Origin of the sequence: Nocardia sp. Root136 (genome assembly GCF_001427185.1) — a bacterium.
GTDB lineage: Bacteria > Actinomycetota > Actinomycetes > Mycobacteriales > Mycobacteriaceae > Nocardia > Nocardia salmonicida.
In genome coordinates this window covers 164,734-184,437 of the sequence record NZ_LMFE01000008.1, presented here as the reverse complement: position 1 = coordinate 184,437, position 19,704 = coordinate 164,734, and the positions used below count along the sequence as shown (strand labels likewise).

20 protein-coding genes and 1 pseudogene are annotated in these 19,704 nt (G+C 66.8%); 8 read left to right on the top strand and 13 right to left on the bottom strand.

Annotated elements, in window-relative coordinates:
- Positions 1–101: 101 nt before the first annotated feature.
- Positions 102–755, top strand: a pseudogene (locus ASD42_RS35885) (DUF1906 domain-containing protein); the annotation flags it as partial.
- A 156-nt stretch (positions 756–911) separates the two neighbouring features.
- Positions 912–1,814: an LGFP repeat-containing protein gene (locus ASD42_RS35880; protein WP_442938661.1), complete on the top strand. Its 903-nt coding sequence runs from the start codon at positions 912–914 to the stop codon at positions 1,812–1,814.
- Between the two features lie 4 nt (positions 1,815–1,818).
- Here ASD42_RS35880 and ASD42_RS22025 read toward each other — a convergent pair whose 3' ends face one another.
- The 3 genes from ASD42_RS22025 to ASD42_RS22015 form a co-directional block, all read right to left on the bottom strand.
- On the bottom strand, positions 1,819–2,004 hold the full coding sequence (locus tag ASD42_RS22025; protein ID WP_056819732.1) for a hypothetical protein: 186 nt from the start codon (positions 2,002–2,004) through the stop codon (positions 1,819–1,821).
- Positions 2,005–2,052: 48 nt separating this feature from the next.
- Positions 2,053–3,171: a hypothetical protein gene (locus ASD42_RS22020; RefSeq protein WP_235569770.1), complete on the bottom strand. Its 1,119-nt coding sequence runs from the start codon at positions 3,169–3,171 to the stop codon at positions 2,053–2,055.
- 410 nt (positions 3,172–3,581) lie between these two features.
- Positions 3,582–4,445 carry an alpha/beta fold hydrolase gene (locus ASD42_RS22015; RefSeq protein ID WP_056819729.1) on the bottom strand — a complete coding sequence of 288 codons (864 nt, stop codon included), beginning with the start codon at positions 4,443–4,445 and terminating at the stop codon, positions 3,582–3,584.
- Between the two features lie 161 nt (positions 4,446–4,606).
- Here ASD42_RS22015 and ASD42_RS22010 point away from each other — a divergent pair, with 161 nt between their 5' ends.
- Entirely contained in the window at positions 4,607–6,049 is a 1,443-nt protein-coding gene (locus ASD42_RS22010) for an amidase (protein ID WP_056819726.1), read from the top strand.
- 28 nt (positions 6,050–6,077) lie between these two features.
- Here the strand turns inward: ASD42_RS22010 and ASD42_RS22005 are convergent, their stop codons facing one another.
- Positions 6,078–6,884, bottom strand: a complete 807-nt coding sequence (locus tag ASD42_RS22005) for an alpha/beta fold hydrolase (protein ID WP_056819723.1) — start codon at positions 6,882–6,884, stop codon at positions 6,078–6,080.
- A gap of 175 nt (positions 6,885–7,059) precedes the next feature.
- Between ASD42_RS22005 and ASD42_RS22000 the strand changes: the two genes are divergently transcribed.
- The gene (locus ASD42_RS22000; RefSeq protein WP_235569769.1) at positions 7,060–7,809 is read left to right on the top strand and encodes a ferritin-like domain-containing protein; all 750 of its coding nucleotides are present in this window, start codon (positions 7,060–7,062) and stop codon (positions 7,807–7,809) included.
- Positions 7,810–7,877: 68 nt separating this feature from the next.
- Positions 7,878–9,113 (top strand): MFS transporter, encoded by a 1,236-nt coding sequence (locus ASD42_RS21995; RefSeq protein ID WP_056819720.1) that lies wholly within the window; start codon positions 7,878–7,880, stop codon positions 9,111–9,113.
- On the opposite strand, the gene ASD42_RS21990 is transcribed toward ASD42_RS21995, so the two are convergent.
- The 4 genes from ASD42_RS21990 to ASD42_RS21975 all read right to left on the bottom strand — a co-directional run bounded on the left by ASD42_RS21990 (position 9,079) and on the right by ASD42_RS21975 (position 13,270).
- On the bottom strand, positions 9,079–9,948 hold the full coding sequence (locus tag ASD42_RS21990; protein WP_056819718.1) for a class I SAM-dependent methyltransferase: 870 nt from the start codon (positions 9,946–9,948) through the stop codon (positions 9,079–9,081). The two genes, ASD42_RS21995 and ASD42_RS21990, sit on opposite strands and share 35 nt — an antisense overlap.
- Positions 9,949–9,958: 10 nt before the next feature.
- Positions 9,959–11,416, bottom strand: coding sequence for an amidase (locus ASD42_RS21985; protein ID WP_056819715.1), 1,458 nt, complete (start codon positions 11,414–11,416; stop codon positions 9,959–9,961).
- Positions 11,417–11,483: 67 nt separating this feature from the next.
- Complete coding sequence (locus ASD42_RS21980) at positions 11,484–12,665, bottom strand: macrolide family glycosyltransferase (protein ID WP_063893697.1); 1,182 nt, start codon at positions 12,663–12,665, stop codon at positions 11,484–11,486.
- Complete coding sequence (locus ASD42_RS21975; RefSeq protein ID WP_056820421.1) at positions 12,662–13,270, bottom strand: CatB-related O-acetyltransferase; 609 nt, start codon at positions 13,268–13,270, stop codon at positions 12,662–12,664. Before ASD42_RS21975 ends, ASD42_RS21980 begins: the two co-directional genes overlap by 4 nt.
- A 181-nt stretch (positions 13,271–13,451) precedes the next feature.
- Between ASD42_RS21975 and ASD42_RS21970 the strand changes: the two genes are divergently transcribed.
- Complete coding sequence (locus ASD42_RS21970; protein WP_056819709.1) at positions 13,452–14,072, top strand: TetR/AcrR family transcriptional regulator; 621 nt, start codon at positions 13,452–13,454, stop codon at positions 14,070–14,072.
- Between the two features lie 154 nt (positions 14,073–14,226).
- Here ASD42_RS21970 and ASD42_RS21965 read toward each other — a convergent pair whose 3' ends face one another.
- The 3 genes from ASD42_RS21965 to ASD42_RS21955 all read right to left on the bottom strand — a co-directional run bounded on the left by ASD42_RS21965 (position 14,227) and on the right by ASD42_RS21955 (position 16,681).
- Positions 14,227–14,871 carry a DUF4097 family beta strand repeat-containing protein gene (locus ASD42_RS21965; protein WP_056819705.1) on the bottom strand — a complete coding sequence of 215 codons (645 nt, stop codon included), beginning with the start codon at positions 14,869–14,871 and terminating at the stop codon, positions 14,227–14,229.
- A gap of 124 nt (positions 14,872–14,995) precedes the next feature.
- Positions 14,996–15,514 carry a pyridoxamine 5'-phosphate oxidase family protein gene (locus tag ASD42_RS21960; RefSeq protein WP_056819702.1) on the bottom strand — a complete coding sequence of 173 codons (519 nt, stop codon included), beginning with the start codon at positions 15,512–15,514 and terminating at the stop codon, positions 14,996–14,998.
- Between the two features lie 90 nt (positions 15,515–15,604).
- A complete protein-coding gene (locus tag ASD42_RS21955; protein WP_056819698.1) occupies positions 15,605–16,681 on the bottom strand; it encodes an epoxide hydrolase family protein in 1,077 nt (358 codons plus the stop codon).
- Positions 16,682–16,783: 102 nt separating this feature from the next.
- On the opposite strand from ASD42_RS21955, the gene ASD42_RS21950 reads away from it, so the two are divergent.
- Positions 16,784–17,263 (top strand): MarR family winged helix-turn-helix transcriptional regulator, encoded by a 480-nt coding sequence (locus ASD42_RS21950; protein ID WP_056819695.1) that lies wholly within the window; start codon positions 16,784–16,786, stop codon positions 17,261–17,263.
- A 293-nt stretch (positions 17,264–17,556) separates the two neighbouring features.
- Here ASD42_RS21950 and ASD42_RS21940 read toward each other — a convergent pair whose 3' ends face one another.
- Positions 17,557–17,742: a hypothetical protein gene (locus tag ASD42_RS21940; RefSeq protein WP_056819689.1), complete on the bottom strand. Its 186-nt coding sequence runs from the start codon at positions 17,740–17,742 to the stop codon at positions 17,557–17,559.
- Positions 17,743–18,080: 338 nt separating this feature from the next.
- Between ASD42_RS21940 and ASD42_RS21935 the strand changes: the two genes are divergently transcribed.
- Entirely contained in the window at positions 18,081–18,521 is a 441-nt protein-coding gene (locus ASD42_RS21935; protein ID WP_056819686.1) for a hypothetical protein, read from the top strand.
- A 35-nt stretch (positions 18,522–18,556) separates the two neighbouring features.
- On the opposite strand, the gene ASD42_RS21930 is transcribed toward ASD42_RS21935, so the two are convergent.
- On the bottom strand, positions 18,557–19,678 hold the full coding sequence (locus ASD42_RS21930; protein ID WP_056819683.1) for an acyl-CoA dehydrogenase family protein: 1,122 nt from the start codon (positions 19,676–19,678) through the stop codon (positions 18,557–18,559).
- Positions 19,679–19,704 lie beyond the last annotated feature (26 nt).

Genomic DNA, 19,704 nt, shown 5'->3' with positions numbered 1-19,704 from the left:
CCTCACCCCGGTACCGGTCCTCGGGTACCAGCGTAGATCATCGCGATAGTTCCACCATTTCGGGAATTCCATCGGGTACGCAGTCATACAGGGGGTCAATCATGTCTACAGCTGTCGATTTCGCGGCCAGGCTCATCGATCCGCCGGCGATCGTCGCGGCGGGTCATTCGGCGGTCCTCGCCTACATCTCACCGAGCAGGCCGGGTGCGAATTTCGGTGCCAAACCGATCACCGCCGACTACGCGCGCGCACTCACCGCCGCCGGGCTCGACATCGTCTCCATCTGGCAATACGGCAAACCCGGCGACGCGACGCCGTCGGACTGGACCACCGGTTTCGACGGCGGTCGGCGGATGGCCGAACAGGCGTTGGCCACGCATCTGAGTGTGGGCGCGCCTCGACAGGCACCGATATTCTTCGCCGTCGACGAGGACATCTCGCTCTCGCAGTGGAACAGCACCGCCGTCGAGTTCTTTCGCGGGGTCAATGCGGTACTGGGTACGGAATGGACCGGGATCTACGGGCATTCGCGGGTGTGCGCGTGGGCGATCGAAGACGGCGTGGTCGGCGCGCGCGGGGAATTCAGTTGGGCGTGGCAGACGCGAGCCTGGTCGGGCACCGAGCGGGAACCGCGCGCGGTGCTCTACCAGCGGGTGATCGACACCCCGAGCAACCCCGGACCTCTCATCGACGGCACCCGTGTCGATGTCAACGACATCCTCGCCCCCGACTTCGGGCAGTGGGCACTCGACCGCTCGGTACCGGTCCCGCAGTTCACCGAGATCGACCGCCTCGGACCCTCGCACTCCTCGCGTGACGGCGCCCGCATCACCAACTTCCTGTTGCACACCCAGGAAGGCAACGGCACCGCCGAATCCCTTGCCGCCTACCTCAACAACCCCGCCAACGGCGTGTCCTACCACTACACGCTGCGCGACGCGATCGTGGTGCGGGTGGTAGCGGAGGAACGCGCGTCGTGGTCGGTGCTGTCGGCGAACCCTTTCACCGTGAATCTGTGCTTCGCCGGCAGCCGGATCGCGTGGTCGCGTGAGCAGTGGTTGCGCATCGACGGTGATCTGCGGATCGCGGCGTTCCTGGCCGTGCGCAGCGCGCACCGCCACGGGTACTCGACCGAGGTGATCGAGCCGGATTACTACGTCGGCGACGGCATCTCCGATCACCAGTACGTCACCAGGGCGCTCGGCATCGGCTCCCACACCGATGTGGGACCGAACTTCCCGTGGGATGTGTTCGCCGCCCACGTCGCCGCGTTCGCCGGTGGGACCACACCGACGGCGATCGATGTTCGTGCCGCGGCGTCCCCGTGGTTGGGCGCGCGCCGCACCGACGGCGAACTCCCCACACCGGACGGGGTGGGACGTTTCGCCGAATTCGAGCGCGGCTACGTCTACTGGCATCCGGCCACCGATGCCCACGCGATCCCGACGGCGGTCATGTCCAAATATGCCGAGCTGGGGTGGGAGGCAGGCCCCTTGGGCTACCCGACCGCCGAGCACACCGAACTACCCGACCCGCGCGGTTCCGGACCAGGGCTGACGCAGGCGTTTCAAGGTGGCACCGTGTACCGACGCGCCGGGCAACCCGCGTACTGGGTGCACGGTGCGATCGGTGCGCGGTGGGCAGCGGCCGGTTACCAGAACGGCGAGCTCGGGTGGCCTGCCTCCGACGAGATCGGCCACGACGACGGGGTCTATCAGGCGTTCGAGTTCGGCCGGATCTACTGGGTGCCCGACCAGATCGTCGCACTGCGTAATTCCGGCGACCCCGACACTCCGTTGGCTCGGCCCGCGTGAGGGGTCAGGCCAACAGAATCGCGAAGGTGGTGGCGCCAGCGCCCAATACCAGCGCCGCCACCACCAGGATCGCGATCAGCCGCGTCCGTGACGTGGGGCCGGTGTAGGTTTCCTCGGCGTTCAGCATGTCGTCGATGTCGATGGCGGCGAACTCACGGGTCGATTCGAGAGGGCCGGGCTGCTCGGTCATGTGCGTGACGCTAGTCCAGGTCGCTGCTCGCCGCCGCCGATACCCCACTCATGTCTGCGGTATCGGGGCGCGGGTGGTGGCGAGAAGTTCGTCGAGCTGCGCTTCGGCGCGTTCGGCGCGGGCCAGAGTTTGCTTGCGGGCGTCGTCGAGCGCGGCCCATCGTTCGGCGGCTTCGGCGCGTACCTGTTCCAGCGCGGCCGCGGATTCGTCACGGCGCTGCTGGGTGTCGATGGTGGTGGCGCGGCGCAGCTCGGCGAGTTCGGTACGGGTGCGGTCGAGTTCGCCGCGCGCGGTGTCGAGTTCGGTGCGGGCCCGGCGCCACTCCTCGCGTGCTTCGGCGGCGGCCTCCACTCGCTCGGCGGTGGCTTGCTCGGCACGTTCGGTGGCCCGGTCGGCGTCGGCGGCGCGCTGGATCGCGAGATCACGTTCGGCGTTCGCGGCGGCGATGCGGGCGTCGGCGTCTCGGCGCTGGTGGGCGATCTCGGTGTCGGCGCGCTGTTCGGCGCGGGCCACGGTGTCGTCGGCGTCCTGTTTGGCCTTGTCGATGTCGTCGGCCGCTTGTCGTTGTGCCGCACGCACTTGCGCCTCGGCATCGCTGCGCGCCGCGAACACGTCCTCGGCAGCCTGCCTGGTGAGCGCGTCCACCGAGGCGACGACTTCGTCCCTGGCCGCGAGCGCCTCACCCACCGCTTGCTCAGCGTGTTCCGCCGCGGCGACTGCCTCTTCGGCCACCGATTCCGCCAGCGCGCGTGCCTCTTCGGCTTCCCGTCGCGCTTGTTCGGCCGCCACCGTCGCCATCTCCGCTTCGGCGATCCGGCGGGCAGCGTCGGCCTGCGCGGCCTGGACCTGCGCTTCGGCCACCGACGGATCCCCGATCGTCTGCAGCTCGGCCACCGCCGCGTTCAACGTGGTCCCCAATTGCTCGGCCAGCCCTCGGAATTGTCCGAGCAGCTCATCGGCCCGCAACCGCGCCGCGGTCACCGGACCTTGAGCCGTCACAGTGACGGTAGCGGCCGCACTCTCGGACTCCTGTTGCTGGCGTTGTCTTTCGCGCCAGGCGCGCCACCGGGTGTGGTCCGGGTGATCGCAGTACTCGGAGGGACGACCCGGGCCACCGGCGCGGGTGATGGGGCGGGCACAGCCGGGATAGTTGCAGACGCTCGACACGGGAGAATCGTAGCGTTTGTTTCGTCGTTTCCTTACGTAATACACGAAACGAATTCCGTGTCGCCCCAGGAAGAGTCGAATCGAGCCTTCTCGATCCTGACCGCCGATAAGTGAACATTATCGGCGGTCAGGATCTCCCCTCGCTCTCAATGACCTTGATTTTATTACGTTTCCGTTTGGTCACTGCCAACGCAACGTTACTGCTACGGAACACGTCAAAAACTGTGCTCGGTCCAAACCGTCACGGAAAGCGGGATATCACGGATGCGGCAGGCCGACAGGGCCATCCGTGGATATGGGATCGATCGACGGCCGCACGCAACGCGGCCATCGCCGCCGAGTCCAGATCGTCGAGGCAACCGCGGCGCGCTACTGCGCTCCAGCCCCTAGGTCGGACAGCACGCCGCGCGTCAGAGGGCGAGCATGGCGACAGCGATCTGGTCGGCCGCGGTGTGGCGCAGAGCGGTACCCATGTCGTCGAGGACGAGCAGTCGCGCCGCGGGAATCTCGGCGGCGAGGGCTTCGCCGTTGCCAACCGGGAAGAACGGGTCGGCGCGGCCGTGCACCACGAGCGTGGGCACGTCGAGTTCGCCGAGCCGCTCGCGCCATCGCGGGGTGCAGTCGATCCGGGAGAACACCATCCCGAGCTGGTTAGCCTGGTGGACGGCGGGAACGGGTGACGGCGTCCGGTCCCAGATCCGGGCTGCCGTCGACCGCGCCTGCTCCGCATCGTTGCCCAACAACTCGGCGCCCTCGGCGGCGAACGCCGCGACCGCGTCCCGGTCTGTCCAGTCCGGCTTCGGGCGGGAGAACAGCTCGCGCATGATCGCGCCATCGTGGTCGGGCAGGTCCTTGTCGACGGGGCCGGGCGCCACCGACCGGGTGCCGACGAGGGTCAGTGCGGAGAACACGTCCGAGTGGTCCAGCGCGGCGACCTGAGCGATCATCCCGCCGACACCGATTCCACCGAGATGGGCGGTCCCGGCTCCGAGCGCCTCGACCAGCGCGGCCGCGTCGGTGGCGAGATCCCGTAGGTCATACGCCGGATGCTCCGGGTCGAGAAGCGTCGACGCGCCGGAGTCACGCAGGTCGTAGCGGACCACACGCCGCCCGCCCGACGCGAGTCGTTCGCACAGCGCATCGGGCCAGGACAGCATCGTCGTGCCGCCGACCAGCAGCACCAGCGGATCGTCCTCGCGGCCGAAGCTCTCGATGCCGAGATCCACCCCGTTGGCCCGTACCGCGGTCGTATCGAATCGAACCGGTCTCGCCATGCCTGGACTCCTGTCTGTCGGTACACCCAGTGGTTACGACGTCGGATTCACCCGAAAGTCATCGGTGCAGGGGAAATCGTGTGCGGCCTCCCACGATTGGGGCAGTTTCCGCTTGCCGACCAGCCGGATACGGTTTGACAGAGTGCGTAATACTGTAACGCATGATGCTTCGCCCCGACGCCCCGACGGTCACTGATGAGTCCGCGATCGGCCTGGCCGCGTCCATCCGCGCTCGCGAAGTGACCGTCCGCGCGGTGGTCGATGCCCACATCGCCGTGCTGCAACGCTTCGCGCCTGCCACCAACGCCGTGGTCGTCGACTGCTACGACACCGCGCGACAGCAGGCCGACGCCGACGACGCCCACCTCGCGACCGGACCGGCGCACCTGCCACCACTGTTCGGCGTACCGATCACCGTCAAGGAATCCCTGGCCGTCGCCGGTTTGCCGAACACGGCGGGCGTGGTGGCCCGCAAGCATCTACGTCCCACCGCCAATGCCACTGTGGTGCAACGAGTCCTGGATGCCGGCGCGATCGTGCTCGGTCTGACGAACACCTCCGAGGGGTGCATGTGGATCGAGTCGACCAACCGGGTCTACGGGCGAACCAACAATGTGCACGACCGGGAACGCACCGCCGGCGGGTCCTCGGGCGGTGAGGGTGCCGCCGTGGGCAGCGGCGGATCCCCGCTCGGGTTGGCCACCGACACGCTCGGCTCGATCCGCATCCCCGCCTTCTGCAACGGCGTCTTCGGCCACCGCCCCTCGACCGGCCTGCTCCCGACCACCGGCGCCTGGCCACCGCCCTTCGGGGTCGCCGCCCTGTGCTCCAACGGGGTCATCGCCCGCCGTGCAGCCGATCTCATGCCGCTGTTGCAGATCATGGCAGGCCCCGACGGGACCGATCCACTGATACAGCAAGTCACCCTCGGCGATCCGGCGACCACCTCGCTACGCGGTGTTCGCGTGGTGCTGCTCGACAAGACGTTCACCCCCGGCATCGGCCGCGAAGTGCTGGCAGCACGTGACCGTGCCGCGGCCGCGCTCGCCGATGTCGGCGCCGAGATCACCCGTGTACCGGTGCCCGCTCTGCGGATGATCGGGCTCTTCGCCTCGATCGTGCTGGCCGAGGAAACCGGGATCAGTTTCGCCGAGATCATGCGCAACGAAGGCGCCGACATCCTGGCGCTGGGGCAGCTCACCGCCGCCGGCGGGGACCACACACTCGCCACCCGGCTCCTCGCACTCGGCGAACTGATCGCCGCACGACTACCGGGCCCGGCGGCCCGGCGCATCACCGCTGCCGCGCACAACGCTGCCGCCGAGATCACCGAAACCATCGGCGACGGACTGCTCCTGCATCCCACCCTGACCACGGTCGCACCCCGCCACGGTCGCACCACCGGGCGCCTGTGGCGTACGAACACGGTCGCGCCGTTCAGCCTCGCGGGACTGCCGGTCACCCAGGTTCCCCTCGGCCGCGGCTCCGGTGGTCTGCCGCTGGGAGTTCAGGTGGTCGCGGGCCCGAACCGCGACCACCTCTCGATCGCCGCAGCCCTCACTCTCGAGAAGGCGTTCGGCGGCTGGGTCAGGCCACGCCACTGACCACACTCGAGGCCGGATACCTCGAATGTCAGTGCGTGGCGGCCTCCTCGATGACCGCGGCGACGGCAGCGGGCTGCGCGACCAAGGAAGCGTGGGAGGCGGGGATCTCGGTGGTGCGGGCGCCGATGCGGTCGGCCATGAAGCGTTGGGAGGCAGGGGGGATCACCCGGTCGGCGCCGGAGACGAGGTACCAGCTGGGAGTGTGGGACCACGAGGCCGGTCCGGAGGGTTCGATGTTCGCCGCTACGGCGATGGAGCGCTGGTGGGCGATCATGTCGGCGGCGGTGGCATCGCTGACGTCCTGCGCGAACACCTCGTGGAACGACGCCGGGGCGACATAGCCGTCGAGGTTCTTGCCCGCGATGCCCTGGCTGTCGTCGACGACGGCGAGCTGCAGGACCGGGGGCAGCAGTTGGCTACCGGGGAAGCGGATCGGATCAAGGGCCAACTGGGCGGGCTCACCCTGCTGCGGGGCGAACGCGGCGATGTAGACCAGCGCGGTCACGTCGGGGTCGTCGATGTTGGTGATCACCGCGCCACCGTAGGAATGTCCGACCAGCACGATCGGCCCGTCGATCGTGGCGAGTGTGCGTTCGATCGCGGCGGCATCGTTGGCGGGACCGCGCAGCGGATTGTCCGGGACCACCACGCGGTAACCGTCCGCGCGCAGGGCCTCGGCGACACCGTCCCAGCTGGTCGTATCGGCGAACGCACCGTGAACCAGCACCACGGTCGGGGTGTCGGCGGCCAGAGCGGGTGCCGTCGCGCTGAGCGCGCCCGCACCCAGGCCGACCGCGACCGCGACCGCCATGTTCGATCGGAGCCTGCTCGTCATGACTTCGTCCTCTCAATCATCAGAGATTTTGGCGAACGCCCACGCAACAGTATTGCTTTGCGCGGCAAATGATCGGCAGGCGCTGGCGGCGACGTCGACTTTCGAGTACGAGTGGAGCTGAACAGAGGGGGAAATTCGTGGGGAACGAAACAGTCCGTCGGCGACAGGCTCGCGGGTGGGTGAGCGTCGCGTGCGCTCCACCGAGGAATGGCTGGACTACTTCCAGCAGAATGCGGCTCGGCAGCGACCGATTCCGTGGCAGACGAACGGCATCGGAGCCGATCCGGCGGAGCTGGCACCGATTCGCCGCTCACTGCAGGCCTGGCAGCTCGGCGAGACATCGGACGGCGCTCACCTGGCCGCCTCCGCTGACCGCTACGCCACAGCCACCGATGACCCCGCATACCGCGACGTCATCGACCTGTTCATCCGCGAAGAACAACGCCACGGAGCCCTGTTGGGCCGGATCTTGGACGATGCGGGAATCCCACGCCGCCGAGCGGATTGGGGCGACACCCTGTTTCGCCGACTCCGCTACAGCATCACCGACATCGAGGTCTGGACCACGCCCGTCGTGATGGTCGAGACCCTGGCGATGGTCTATTACAACGCGATCCGCCGAGCCACCGGCTCGCCGGTACTGCGCGCGGTCTGCGCGCAGATCCTCGCCGACGAGGTGCCGCACGTGCAATTGCAGTGTGAGCGTCTGGCCGTGTTGCTGCACAACCGATCCCGCGCTCGCTTTCGTCTCACCATGCTCGCCCACCGCGTCCTGTTCCTGGTAGTGATGCTCCTGGTGTGGGCGGGGCATCATCGTGCACTCCGTGCCGGCGGCTTCACTTGGACCCACTACCGCCGGGCGGCCTACGCCAAGATGCATCGCAGCTGGCAACGCATGGACCCGCAGCGATACGTCTGGACCTGATCCGCGGGACACGGTTGTGTCGGTTTCCCGCCAGCGTCGGGTACTCGCACTTTCTACCGTCGGTCGATATGACTACAGATCCTGCCGTCGAGATCCACGCCGACACCCGATTGCGGGGTTCGGTCGTGCTGCTCATGGCCCTGGCGGCCGCGCTCGGGACCTCCACCATCTACCCCTTGCAGCCCGCGATCGGCGACGTGGCCGATTCCTTGGGTGTACAGATCGCGGTGGTCGGACTCGCCCTCGCGTGCGGGCCGATCGGGTACATGGCAGGTCTGGGTCTGCTTGTCCCACTGGTCGATCGGTTCGCACCTGGGCGGGTGATCGCAACTCAGTTCGCAGTCCTGGCGGTTGCTCTGGCGCTCAGTGCCGCAGTCGGTGGTAGGTGGCAGTTGGCGCTGATGACCGCGGTGATCGGAGCGTGTTCGACGGTGGGAGCGAGCCTCAGCTCCGTCGCGGGCAGGCTCGCTCCCCCGCGTCGACGCGCGAAAACCCTCGGTGTCGTGACCGCCGGAATTTCGGTGGGGATCCTGGCGGGCCGAATCTTCGGCGGTTGGCTCGCCGACGAGATCGGCTGGCGCGGAACACTTCTGACGTTCGCCGCCGCTTGCGCGCTCATCGCCGGATGCTGCCTGGTGATGTTGCCCGGCGGTCAGGGCGCAGGACAGCGAGGCTACCTCGCGACTCTGCGTTCGCTTCCCGGCCTGCTCGTGCGCCACGCCACACTGCGGATCGCGGCCATCGCGGGCGCGCTGTGGTTCTTCGCGTTCTGCTCGATGTGGGCAGGTCTGGCCGTTGCACTGTCGCAGCCTCCCTTCTCGTACTCGTCGGAACGGATCGGCCTCTACGCATTGGCCGGGCTTTCGGGGATTCTGGCAACGCAGGTAGCCGGCGCGTGGACCGACCGAGCGGGCGCCCGGCGCGTGATCATGATCGGTCTGTCGATAGCAGCAGCGTCGTTGGTCGTCGCCGGGTTCGCACTCACCGACCTCGTCGTGACGCTGGTCTGCCTGGCACTCTTCGATGCCGGCCTCTTCGCCGCCCAGGTAGCGAATCAAAGCACCGTTCTCGCGATCGACCCCACAGCCCCCGCCCGCTTCAACAGCGCCTATATGCTGGTGTATTTCGTCGGCGGAAGCCTCGGCACTGCTTTCGGCGCGGCATCGGTCGGCTGGTTCGGCTGGTCAACGACAGCGGCAATCACCGCGGCGACCATCGGAGCAGCCGCTGCGATCGTCTTTCGGTTCACCTCCCGAGCCTCGGTCGCCTCTATGACCGCTTCGTCGCCCGCAGCATCCGGCTAGCGCGCAGGCCCTGGGCTGATTCGCCGTCGAATTTCGCGGATCCGTCCAGGTAGCTGTCGATCAGGTCGGCGGCGGGGTGATCTTCGACGTCGGTGAAGCCGAGAGCGTGCAACTGCGCGGCGATGTCGTCGGGTGTGAAGTAGCTGAACAAGGGTTCGCCGACAGCGGCCAGGCGATCCGCGCGGGCCTTCAGGTGCGCGCGATCTTCGTCGGTCTCTGCCGGTTGCAGATAGTCGAAGATCACCTCGACCGGCTCGGCCTGACCAGCGAGGTAGTCGAGGGTCGACTGAGCGGCTCCCGGGGTCAGATAGAAGACCACACCGAGCCACACGAATACAGCCGGCTCCGACCGGATGAATCCGGCTGACTCCAGTTCCTTTGCCAGCACCTGGGTTTCGAAGTCGACCGGGACGAAGGTCAACGTGTCGGGGCGGTCGATGTCGGCCGCGACGAGACGTTGGCGTTTCCACGCTTGGGTAGCAGGGTGGTCGACTTCGAACACCCGCAGCTCCGGGTGCGGGTTGCGGTAGGCGAAGGTGTCGAGGCCCGCGCCGAGTACCACGACCTGTCGTACCCCGCCAGCGACTGCCGCCGCTACGCGGTCCTCCGCGAAGCGGGCGCGAGCAGCGAAGAACAGCCGTCGCGACCGATCGCCGGCCTCGCCACCGTGACGATCACCTGTCGGCTCGGCCCATTCGGACAGTTCGTCCGCGGTGACGCCGAGCAGACGCGCCGCGACCGGGTCGGTGAGGATCAGTGGCCTATCAGCGATCTGGTGGTAGGCGCGGGCATAGGCGGTCGTGAGTGCTGTCCGGCTGGGTCCGTCGTTGTCCATGGTCTCGAACCTACTCACGAAGGGGTGCTCGGAAGCCGCCGATCTTCTGCTCCAACAATTCGGCCAGCCGCAGCGGGGTGCGGTCTTCGAACATCGGACCGACGAGCTGCACTCCCACCGGCAGCCCCTCGTGTGACAGTCCGGTAGGGATGGCGGTGGCGGGTAGGCCGGGCATGGTGGCCAGACCGGCCCAGACGAGCTGGTCGAGGTAGGGGTATTCGACGCCGTCGATGTCGATGCGGCGTCCCAGCAGATCGGGATCGTGGTCATGGGGGAATGCGGGAGTCGGGGTGATCGGGCACACCACGGCGTCGAACTCGGCGAAGAGTTGGCGCCAGCCGTGGCGGTGGAGTTCGCGGCGGTTGTTCGCCTCGACCCAGTCGCGGTGGGTGAAGACCAGGCCGCGCAACCGCGTCGCGTCGAGACTCTGGTCGTGGATGCTCAGTTCCGCGGCCTGGGTCCGAAGTTGTTCGTACGCTTCGACGGGAAACCCTGCGCCCGAGCCCGAGAACAGCAACTGCATATAGATCGTCGCGGCCTCGGCCAGATCTGGCAGCAACGCGCTGTGTCGTTCGACGCGGGCACCGCTGTCGACGAGCGCGTCGGCTACCCGATTCACCCCTGCCTGCACCGCGATCCCGGTCCCGATGAGCGGATGCTCGTCGAGGACCAGAACCCGGAAATCGTGGAGCCGCTCATGGCGCGCGGGCGGGAGTCTCGAGTCGTACGCCTTACCGAGCGTCAGTGGGTCCGGGCCGGCCATCACATCGAGGAGCAGTGTGAGGTCGCGGGCCGTGCGCGCCATCGGACCGACAACGGCGAGGTCGAGGTCGACCGGCAAAGCCTGCGCGGGCGGCGCGACCATTCCGCGATTCGCCGCCAGCCCGAGTGTCGGCTTGTGCGCGTAGATACCGCAGAAATGTGCGGGGGTGCGCAACGAACCGCCGATGTCGGAACCGATGGACAGCGCACCGAATCCCGACGCCAGTGCCGCCGATGATCCGCCCGAAGATCCACCCGGCGTCCGGCTGTGATCCCACGGGTTGTTGGTGGTGCCGTAGATCTCGTTGAAGCTCTGCACATCTCGCAGCCCCAACGGCACATTGGTCTTGCCGAGCATCACCGCCCCGGCGGCTTCCAGCCGCGACACCTGTATCGCGTCCTCGGCAGGAACATAGTCCTTGTTGTGCGGCACGCCCCAGGTCGTGGGCAGCCCAGCCATGTCGTAGGACTCCTTGACCGTCACCGGAACACCGAGCAGCGGCCGATCCTCACCGCCCGCACGCGCCTGATCGGCACGACGCGCGGCGACCCGAGCACGATCGAAGTCCCGCACACAGATCGCGTTGATCGCCTCGTCGTCACGCTCGATTCGGGCGATCGCGTCCTCGGTCAGTTCCACCGATGTCAGCTCACCGGCACGCAAAGCGGTCACGAGTTCTTCAGCCGACGCGAAATTCCAATCCATGAATTCGACGCTAACCGCAGGTCGCGATAGCCATAAAACACCTTTTTGCACAACAGGGACAGATGTCTCAGCCCAGCGTGTTTTCGATGAGATCGGCGGCACGGACGGTCCCGCCTTCGGCTTGTGCTCGGGTGCGCAGTTGCGCTGAGCGGCGGGCGACCTCGGGATCGCCGATCAGATCGTTCAGGGCTGAGCGGAGGTTGTGGGCGGTGGCTTCCGCGGTGTCGAGGCGGCGGGCTACGCCCAGTTCGACGAGACGGTCCGCGTTCATGAACTGCTCGGCGCCCTGGGGCACGGCGATCATCGGGACACCCGCCAGCAGCCCTTCGCCGCAGCCACCCATACCGGCGTGGGTGACGAAGGCGTCGGCCCGTTCCAGGATCGCCCGCTGGGGAACCCAGGAGTGCACTTCGACATTGGCTGCGATATTGCCGAGCTCGTGGGGGTCGGTGTGTTTGCCGATCTGAAGGACCACGTGCCAGCCGGGCAGGTCACCGAAAGCCTGGAGGCACTGGTGGTAGAACTCCGGTTGGTGGGTGTAGGCCGATCCCAGGGAGATCAGCAAGACCTTCTCCGCGTGTTCGGGGCGGACCCAACCCGCTGACTCGCGGGTGTCGAAGCAGGGGCCGACGAAAGTCACTGTGCCGGAGTCGACGTGGTCGGCATGCGGTTGCATCGCTCGCGGGATCAGCGCTACGGCCTTGTCGGGCAGGCCGGAGAAGTCGTCGACATCGGTGGTCGCGGCACCGCAATCGGCTAGCCACTGCGCGAACCTCGCCTGGTAGGCGTCGGCGCCCGGCAGCTGTCGTAGCTGTGCCGCGACGTCGTGTTCGTAGCCCTTCCACGCGACGAAAGTAGGCGAGAGCTGGACCATTTGGCGGTTCTGGGTTTCGGCGAGGGCCCGTCCGGCGTAGGCGCCGATGTCGTAGAGATAAAGATCCGCGGGGTCGTGGTCGTAGGCCGCGTGCAGTTGTGGCAGGGCCAGCAGGGCATTGTCGAGGAACAGGTTCATCGCCGCGACAGGGTCGTCGGGCCAGTTGTTGTCGGCCACCGGCAGCGTCGAGGTGCACGGGATCAGCTCGACACCGGTTGCGGTGATCAAGTCCGCGACGGCCGGGTCGTTGGCGTAGGTGACGCGATGGCCACGGGCCACCAGCTCACGGATGATGTCGAGGCTCGGCAGGACATGGCTGACGATAGGGATGCCGACCATTGCGATATGGGCTGGGCGAGAAGGCATTTCACTCATTTCAAGGATTCGGCGGCGGCTTCCAGGTCGTCGATGCTGCCCGACATGATCGTCGGCACGTGTGCGGTGATGTGCTCGGCGGGCCAGTCCCACCACGCCACTGCCAGCAGTCGGGCGATATCGCCGTCGCTGTACCGGGTTTTGATGAGGCCGGCCGGATTTCCGCCGACGATGCCGTAGTCGGGGACATCGCGGGTGACGACGGAGCCGGTGCTGATGATCGCGCCGTGGCCGATCCGCACGCCGGGCATCACCGTCACGCCGTTGCCGAACCAGACATCGTTGCCGACCACGGTGTCACCTCGGACCGGCAGTCCGGTGAGCAGGTCGAAGTGGTTCGACCAGGAGCCGCCCATGGCGGGAAACGGGAAGGTCGACGGGCCGTCCATCCGGTGGTTGGCCCCGTTCATGATGAACCGCGTTCCGGTGCCCAGCGCACAGAACTTTCCGATGATCAGTTTCTCCGGCCCGTAGTGGTAGAGGACGTTGCGAGTTTCGAACGAGGTCGGCTCATCGGGGTCGTCGTAGTAGGAGTACTCGCCGACCTCGATGAGGGGTGAGGTGATCAGCGGCTTCAGCAGCACGACTCGCGGTTGCTCGGGCATCGGATGCAGCACCGTCGGGTCTGCGGGAACAGGTGCGGATTCGTGGGGCACAGCGAAACTCCTTCGGCGGGTGCGCTATCGGACGCCGGTGGAGGTCGCACACCCACCGTTGTTAATACGACAATTGTCGCACTAAGCTACGTCGACAGCCCTACCTCGTCAAGCGATCGGATGGCCGACAATGAGATCCGAACCGGATACCTCCGAGCCCGCTCCCCCGGCACGCCCCCGCCCGGGTGGCAGAACCGCCCGCATCCGAACCCAGGTGCTCGACGCCGTCACCGCGGAGCTGGCCGAACACGGCTTCGACGCGCTCAGCATGGACGCCGTCGCGGCCCGGGCGGGCGTGCACCGAGCCACGGTGTATCGACGCTGGCAAGATGTCGGCGGTCTGCTCGCCGACCTCTTCGATGCGGCGAGTGACCAGCAATGGAGCCCTCGCGACACCGGCTCGCTGCGCGGCGATCTCGCGGCGCTCAACCACGAGATCCAGGATTCCTTGACCGAGGAGCCGTCGCTCGCGGTGGCGCTGATCGCCGCGTCGTTCCGATCCGAGGAAGCCGCCGGAGCTCTGCGGCGTTTATGGGATGACCGCTACGCGCAGTCCGAGGTCATCGTCGAGCGCGCGATCCAGCGCGGCGAGCTTCCGCCCGATGTCGACGCGCACGCCCTCCTGATCGCCGCGACCGCACCGGTCTACCACCAGTTGGTTCTCCTGCGCGCTCCGTCCGACCCCCGCCTGCCCGACCGCTCGGCCACCGGTGCCGCGCTCGCCGCGGACGCCGGCGCGTTCAACCGATGACACAAGCTCCTGCGCGGACGGCAAACAGCCGCCGACCGCAAGAGGGTGTTCGGCGGCTGTCGCACCAGTTGGGTGTTGCGGAGCGCTGGAGGCCCAGCATGTGCGACGGTCGGTCACACGCGGATGGCTTCGGGCGCAATAGTTTTGACCTTCCTCACACGAGAGTTCCGTGCCCCACGGTGACGTTCCCGTAGAGGTTGCGCGCGAATACCTGCACAGAATCCCCGCTCCCCTGCGAGGGGTCCACGGGTTCCATCCGGTTCTGCACGCTGCCGTACAGCGCGTTGGCCTCCAGCCGCGCCGCGCTGCCCGGGCGGATCCCCACCTCGAGATCGCCCATCGAGGTCTCCAGTCGGAGCACCCCGTGCGCGGCCTCGTCGACGCGGATGTTGCCCTTGGCGGTCTTCGCGGTCACCGAGCCGCCCGGGCGCTCGACCACGATGTCGCCGGCGGATACCTCGAGCTCGCACCGGTCGAATTCGCCGACACTCACCAGTCGACCCATGGCGATGGTCGCGTCGAGCACGGAGCCGATCGGCACCTCGACGGTCACCGAGACCGTCGGGTTGCCGCCGAACGGGGTGAAGGCCTTCCACTTCTTGGGAGACTCGACCGTCAGCTTGCCGCCGGCGAATTCGACCTGAATCTGTTCGGCGGCACGCATATCCGCTTTGCTGGACGCGTCGGCCGGTCGGACCTCCACAACAGCGTCGGCTCGGTCGGCGGCGATCACGGTGACATCACCGCAGGCCACATCAACGGTGACGGCGATCGGCTGCGGCGTCTGGAAAGTAGGCATCTGTACTCCTAGGTTGCGAAGGATATACGTAGATGTATACGTACATTGCGTGCTCTCACTATAAGTAGATGTATACGTATAGCGCAACCCTGAGTTTTCGGCGGAGCTACAGATGCCCCCGCGGTCAGGTAGCGAGCCGGGTGATGTCAGGTGCGTAGACGGTCATCCAGTGCGGACGCAGCCGGTAGTAGACCACCTCGCTGTCCCAGTCGAAGGCGTCGTCGCCGTAGAAGTCCTGGAAGTACGCGAGCAGTGCTGACCACTCCACGCAAGGCTCACCACCCAGCGGATTGAGGACCTCCACCGAGCCGTGGGTGAACACGCCCAGGTCCTCACCGCGCAGGTGCGCGACGCTGGCGGCCGGTCGCGCTGCGAGGTGGCGCGCCTTCGCGGCGTTGCGCGCCGTACCGAAGTGCCACTGTCCGTGCAGGAAGTGTCCGTCCACGGCACTGATCCGCGGTTCGCCCTTCGCCGTCACCGTGGACAGAGCGAGCGTGCACATGCCCGTGAGGGTCTGGGCGAGCTGCTCTGCGGTCAGCGTGTTCTCACCATCGATGATCGAGCGAAGGTGCGAGGTAGCGCCGGACAGCGAGGCGTCGAGAAGCGCCTGAAGCTCTGCGAGATCTTCTGAAGTTTCACGCAAGGAGGTCCCTTATCTCTTAGTGGTGTATCAACCGGCGAACCCATCCTCGACCCATAACCTGACACCCCTTGTCAACTTTCCGCGCCGATCTCACTTGATGTTGTGCAGGAAGAACTCCCGGATGTCTGCGGCGAGCAGGTCCGGCACCTCCATCGCGGCGAAGTGACCGCCACGGTCGAATTCCGACCAGTGCCTGATGTCGTAGAGCTGCTCGGCCAGCGGGCGCACCGATTGGGTGATGTCATGGGCGAATACCGCGACGCCAAGGGGCACCGGGCACGGCTCGCTCCCCCGCGAAGACTCCCGATGCAGTCGCGCCGAAGAGGCCGCGGTGGCAGTGAGCCAGTACAGGGAGATGTCGGTGAGCATCCGGTCGTCGCTGATCGGCGAGCGCGGGTCGGTCCACTGCGCGAAGCGTTCGGCGATCCAGGCGAGTTGGCCGACGGGTGAATCGGTGAGCGCGTAGCCGATGGTCTGTGGGGTGGCAGCTTGTAGTGCTTGGTAGGGCGGGCGATTCGCCATGAGCTGTTTGACCTTGTCGAGTCGCGCTTTGTCGGTGCCGGAGAGTTCGACATCCGGGTCCGGCCGGGTCGGCAGGTAGTTGACGTGGACGCCGACAACGTTCTCGGGCGCCAGAGCACCCAGCGACTGGGAGATTCCCGAACCGAAGTCGCCACCCTGCGCGCCGTAGCGCTCGTAGCCGAGCCGACGCATCAACTCGGCCCAGGCGCGCGCGACGCGGACGATATCCCAGCCGCGTTCATGGGTCGAACCGGAGAAGCCGTAGCCCGGGATGGACGGGATCACCAGGTGGAAGTCGCGCGAGAGCGGTTCGATCACGTCGAGGAATTCGAGGAACGAGCCGGGCCAGCCGTGGGTGAGAATCAGCGCTAGCGCGTCCGGCTTCGGGGAACGGACGTGGACGAAATGGATGTTCTGGCCGTCGATTTCGGTGGTGAAGTGCGCCAGTTCGTTGAGTTTCGCCTCGTGCGCTCGCCAGTCGTAGCCGGTGCGCCAGTATTCGGCGAGTTCCTTCAACCGCGCCAGGGGGAAGCCGTAGTCCCAGCCGGCGTCGGCGATTTCGTTGGGCCAGCGGGTGCGGGCGAGTCGGTTGTTGAGGTCGTCGATATCGGCCTGCGGGATGTCGACGCGGAACGGTTCGATCATGGTCTCGACTCCTTTGTCGGCCCAACGTTGGGCCGACTAACGTTTGCGTGACCAACGATATCGCGATCGTTGGTCACACAAACGATTTGTTAGAGTTGTCACATGGAACACCCACCAGAGCCGACCCCCGCCAGGTGGGCAAACCTGCCCACCTGGCTACTCACCCAAACCGGTAACCACGCCCACCGCCTGGTCACCGAAGGTTTCGCCGCCGCCGACGCCCGCGGCTACCACTACCGCCTCCTTTCCAGCCTCGACGAATTCGGCCCCGCCAGCCAAGCCACCCTCGGCCGCCGCAGCGGCATCCACGTCAGCGACATGGTCGCCACCATCAACGAACTCGCCGACCACAACCTCGTCGAACGCACCCCCGACCCCACCGACCGCCGCCGCAACGTCATCTCCCTCACCACCCCGGGCAAACGCCAACTACGCCGCCTGGAAAAACAACTCGCCCAAAGCCAAGAAGCACTCCTCGAACCGCTGTCTCCCACGGACCGAGAACACCTGACGAAGTTGCTGTCCAAGCTGTTGGACCACCACAACCGGAGAACGGGCGCCACCGACGAGCCGTCACACTGAATCGCCCGACCCGGCATCGAGATCGACACTGCGCCACCTAAGTCGCCATCTCACAGACCAGCATCTCGTGCGCACCGATTCACCCGTCGGCCAACTCGCCTGGATCGCCGAACGCTTCGCGCAGTGGGCCGACTCGCGGCGGGCTCGGCGGTGTTCGTCGGGGTCGGCGAAGAATGTCCAGCGGTAGGAGTCGGCGTGCTCGCGGACGTATTCGTTGCCTCGGGCTGCTTCGGCGATCGCGTTGGCGGCCACACGTTCGACGCCGTTGTCGAAATAGGCTATGTCGCAAGCAGTCACATCACCCCACGTTCCATGACTTCGGCGGCGAATCCTGCCGCACCGCCCGGACAGTCCAGAATTCGGCGCCCGAGGTCGTCTTCGGTGAGGGCGAACATCGCCTGGTACTCGCCGAGGGAGCGAGAGCTGACGAGAATCTCGCCGAACCCGCCGGTTCCCGCGGACTTGTCGTTGTCGATCATGGTCGGCCTCCTGTTTCCGGGACCGCCACGGAGGCCGGAACAGCTGTCTTCACGACAGATTCGGCCACCCGAGGGCGGCCGAGCACAACTCGGTCAGCCGCTAGGTCAGCGGCCACCACAGTTGCGCGAACATCAACACCCGGTGATTGAATCATGTCGATGTGCTGTCGACTATGCGAAATTCGTCGCTATAGCGGATCATATGGCGGTGAATCAAGATCTTCTGCGGTCTCGGGCGGCGGAATTCGCCGCCGAAAACGTGTGCATGCCCGACCAAACCGGTCGCGAGCGGGCCATTTCGCACCTCGCGAACCGACCGACCCCGGCGGCTGCCTGACATGGAAACCACCGAACTCGCGGCCGATCTGGACGAGCGCCAGTTCGCGCGATACGAATGCCCATGCTGCGACGAGCCGATCGAGCGCACCTGGAACATGATCACCCGTGACGGGATCGCTTACGCGGCGTACTTCGCCAACAGCTACCACCACACGGGTCAGGCCCATGACACCTGGATCGACGTCATCCTGGGCACCTGGGATTCCGACACCGCCGACGATCACGTGACTTTCGGTTGCCGGGTCGGGCCGGTGCAGAACAATCCGAACCCTGCGGCAACTCTGGTCCAGGCCTGTCTGGACGGCTCAGCTGACGACGTCCACGGCGTAGTGCTCTCGCGGGCGGACGGTTTGGTCCACCCTCGCCTTCCAGAGTTCTGGAGTGTCGTCGACTATGTGCTGGCCAACGACCCGACCGTCTCGGACCACCTGTACGGGTAGCCGAGGGGCCATCCACCACGGATGACCCCGTCGCCTCAGCCGAGGGGGTTGTGCCCCAACAGAACTCGCCCGCTGAAGCGGGTCTGTTTGGCACGGGGCAGGGGGTGGAATTGGCAGCCGTGGATGTCTCGGTAGAGGCGTTCGAGGTCGCAGGCGCGGGAATAGCCTGCGCCGCCGGTGGTTTCGATTGCCAGTCGGACGGTGGTGATGAGAGCGTCGGACGCGACGGTCTTGCGGCTGAGGGTGCGGGCGGCGTAGGTGTCGGTGTTGGGGAAGTTCAGGTTCTCGGAGTCGGTGAACATGGCCGTGATGAGGTCCTCGGCGGTGGTGTAGGCGTTGAGCATTTCACCGGCCGACTGGATCGTGTGGGCCTCGGAACGGCCCGCCAGCAGGTGCGCGGTGAGATCGACGGCCGCGTCCGCGACGCCGAGGTAGGCGGCCAGTACCAGCGGAAGGGCGGCGCCGATCACCACATTCAGCGCCGGCGGCCACGGACCGGCTGGGCGGGTCATCGAGATCGCGGCGTCGGGCACGAAGACGTCATCGAGAACGACGGTGTGTGAGCCACTCGCGCGGAGACCGAACGAATCCCAGGTCTTGTCGATGCTCACCCCCGCGGCGGACAACGGGATGGCGAAATGCAGCACCTCGTCGTCGTAGCGAACGCTGGTGACGAGCACGTCCCCCACCTCACACCCACTCGCGGGCGCCTTGCGCGCACTCACCCGATACCCACCGTCGACGCGCACCGCCTGACCATTGGACTCGACCCAATCCGAGGCCCCGGTGCTGACCAGGATCGCCCCGCCCGCCACCTTCGCGAACACCGCCGAAGCGTCCACCCCATGGTTGTGCCGCCACACCTGCGCGGCCACCAGGTGCGAATGCATCGCGAACGCGACAGCTGTCGACGGATCGTGGCTGCCGAGTTCGCGCAGGATCTGCCCCATCTCCTGATGGGAGGCACCCCCGCCGCCGAACTCGACCGGCACGAGCGCCGCCGACAGACCGCTCGACCGCAACTGGTCGAACGCGGCGACGGAGATCTCGCCGGTGCGATCCCGTTCGGGGACCTCGAGACGCAGGGTTTCACCGATCTCGCGGGCCAGTGCGACCCGGTCGGTGCTGGACGTGGTGTCAGAAATTGTGGAAGTCATGTTTCGAAGGTAGGAAGCGCCGCGAT

What these genes read in the sequence shown, in the direction of transcription:
- ASD42_RS22025 (WP_056819732.1), bottom strand. Translation starts at nt 2,004, where the DNA reads ATGACCGAGCAGCCCGGCCCTCTCGAATCGACCCGTGAGTTCGCCGCC.
- ASD42_RS22015 (WP_056819729.1), bottom strand. Translation starts at nt 4,445, where the DNA reads ATGGCGAGACCGGTTCGATTCGATACGACCGCGGTACGGGCCAACGGG.
- ASD42_RS22010 (WP_056819726.1), top strand. Translation starts at nt 4,607, where the DNA reads ATGATGCTTCGCCCCGACGCCCCGACGGTCACTGATGAGTCCGCGATC.
- ASD42_RS22005 (WP_056819723.1), bottom strand. Translation starts at nt 6,884, where the DNA reads ATGACGAGCAGGCTCCGATCGAACATGGCGGTCGCGGTCGCGGTCGGC.
- ASD42_RS21995 (WP_056819720.1), top strand. Translation starts at nt 7,878, where the DNA reads ATGACTACAGATCCTGCCGTCGAGATCCACGCCGACACCCGATTGCGG.
- ASD42_RS21990 (WP_056819718.1), bottom strand. Translation starts at nt 9,948, where the DNA reads ATGGACAACGACGGACCCAGCCGGACAGCACTCACGACCGCCTATGCC.
- ASD42_RS21985 (WP_056819715.1), bottom strand. Translation starts at nt 11,416, where the DNA reads ATGGATTGGAATTTCGCGTCGGCTGAAGAACTCGTGACCGCTTTGCGT.
- ASD42_RS21980 (WP_063893697.1), bottom strand. Translation starts at nt 12,665, where the DNA reads ATGAGTGAAATGCCTTCTCGCCCAGCCCATATCGCAATGGTCGGCATC.
- ASD42_RS21975 (WP_056820421.1), bottom strand. Translation starts at nt 13,270, where the DNA reads ATGCCCGAGCAACCGCGAGTCGTGCTGCTGAAGCCGCTGATCACCTCA.
- ASD42_RS21970 (WP_056819709.1), top strand. Translation starts at nt 13,452, where the DNA reads ATGAGATCCGAACCGGATACCTCCGAGCCCGCTCCCCCGGCACGCCCC.
- ASD42_RS21965 (WP_056819705.1), bottom strand. Translation starts at nt 14,871, where the DNA reads ATGCCTACTTTCCAGACGCCGCAGCCGATCGCCGTCACCGTTGATGTG.
- ASD42_RS21955 (WP_056819698.1), bottom strand. Translation starts at nt 16,681, where the DNA reads ATGATCGAACCGTTCCGCGTCGACATCCCGCAGGCCGATATCGACGAC.
- ASD42_RS21950 (WP_056819695.1), top strand. Translation starts at nt 16,784, where the DNA reads ATGGAACACCCACCAGAGCCGACCCCCGCCAGGTGGGCAAACCTGCCC.
- ASD42_RS21940 (WP_056819689.1), bottom strand. Translation starts at nt 17,742, where the DNA reads ATGATCGACAACGACAAGTCCGCGGGAACCGGCGGGTTCGGCGAGATT.
- ASD42_RS21935 (WP_056819686.1), top strand. Translation starts at nt 18,081, where the DNA reads ATGGAAACCACCGAACTCGCGGCCGATCTGGACGAGCGCCAGTTCGCG.
- ASD42_RS21930 (WP_056819683.1), bottom strand. Translation starts at nt 19,678, where the DNA reads ATGACTTCCACAATTTCTGACACCACGTCCAGCACCGACCGGGTCGCA.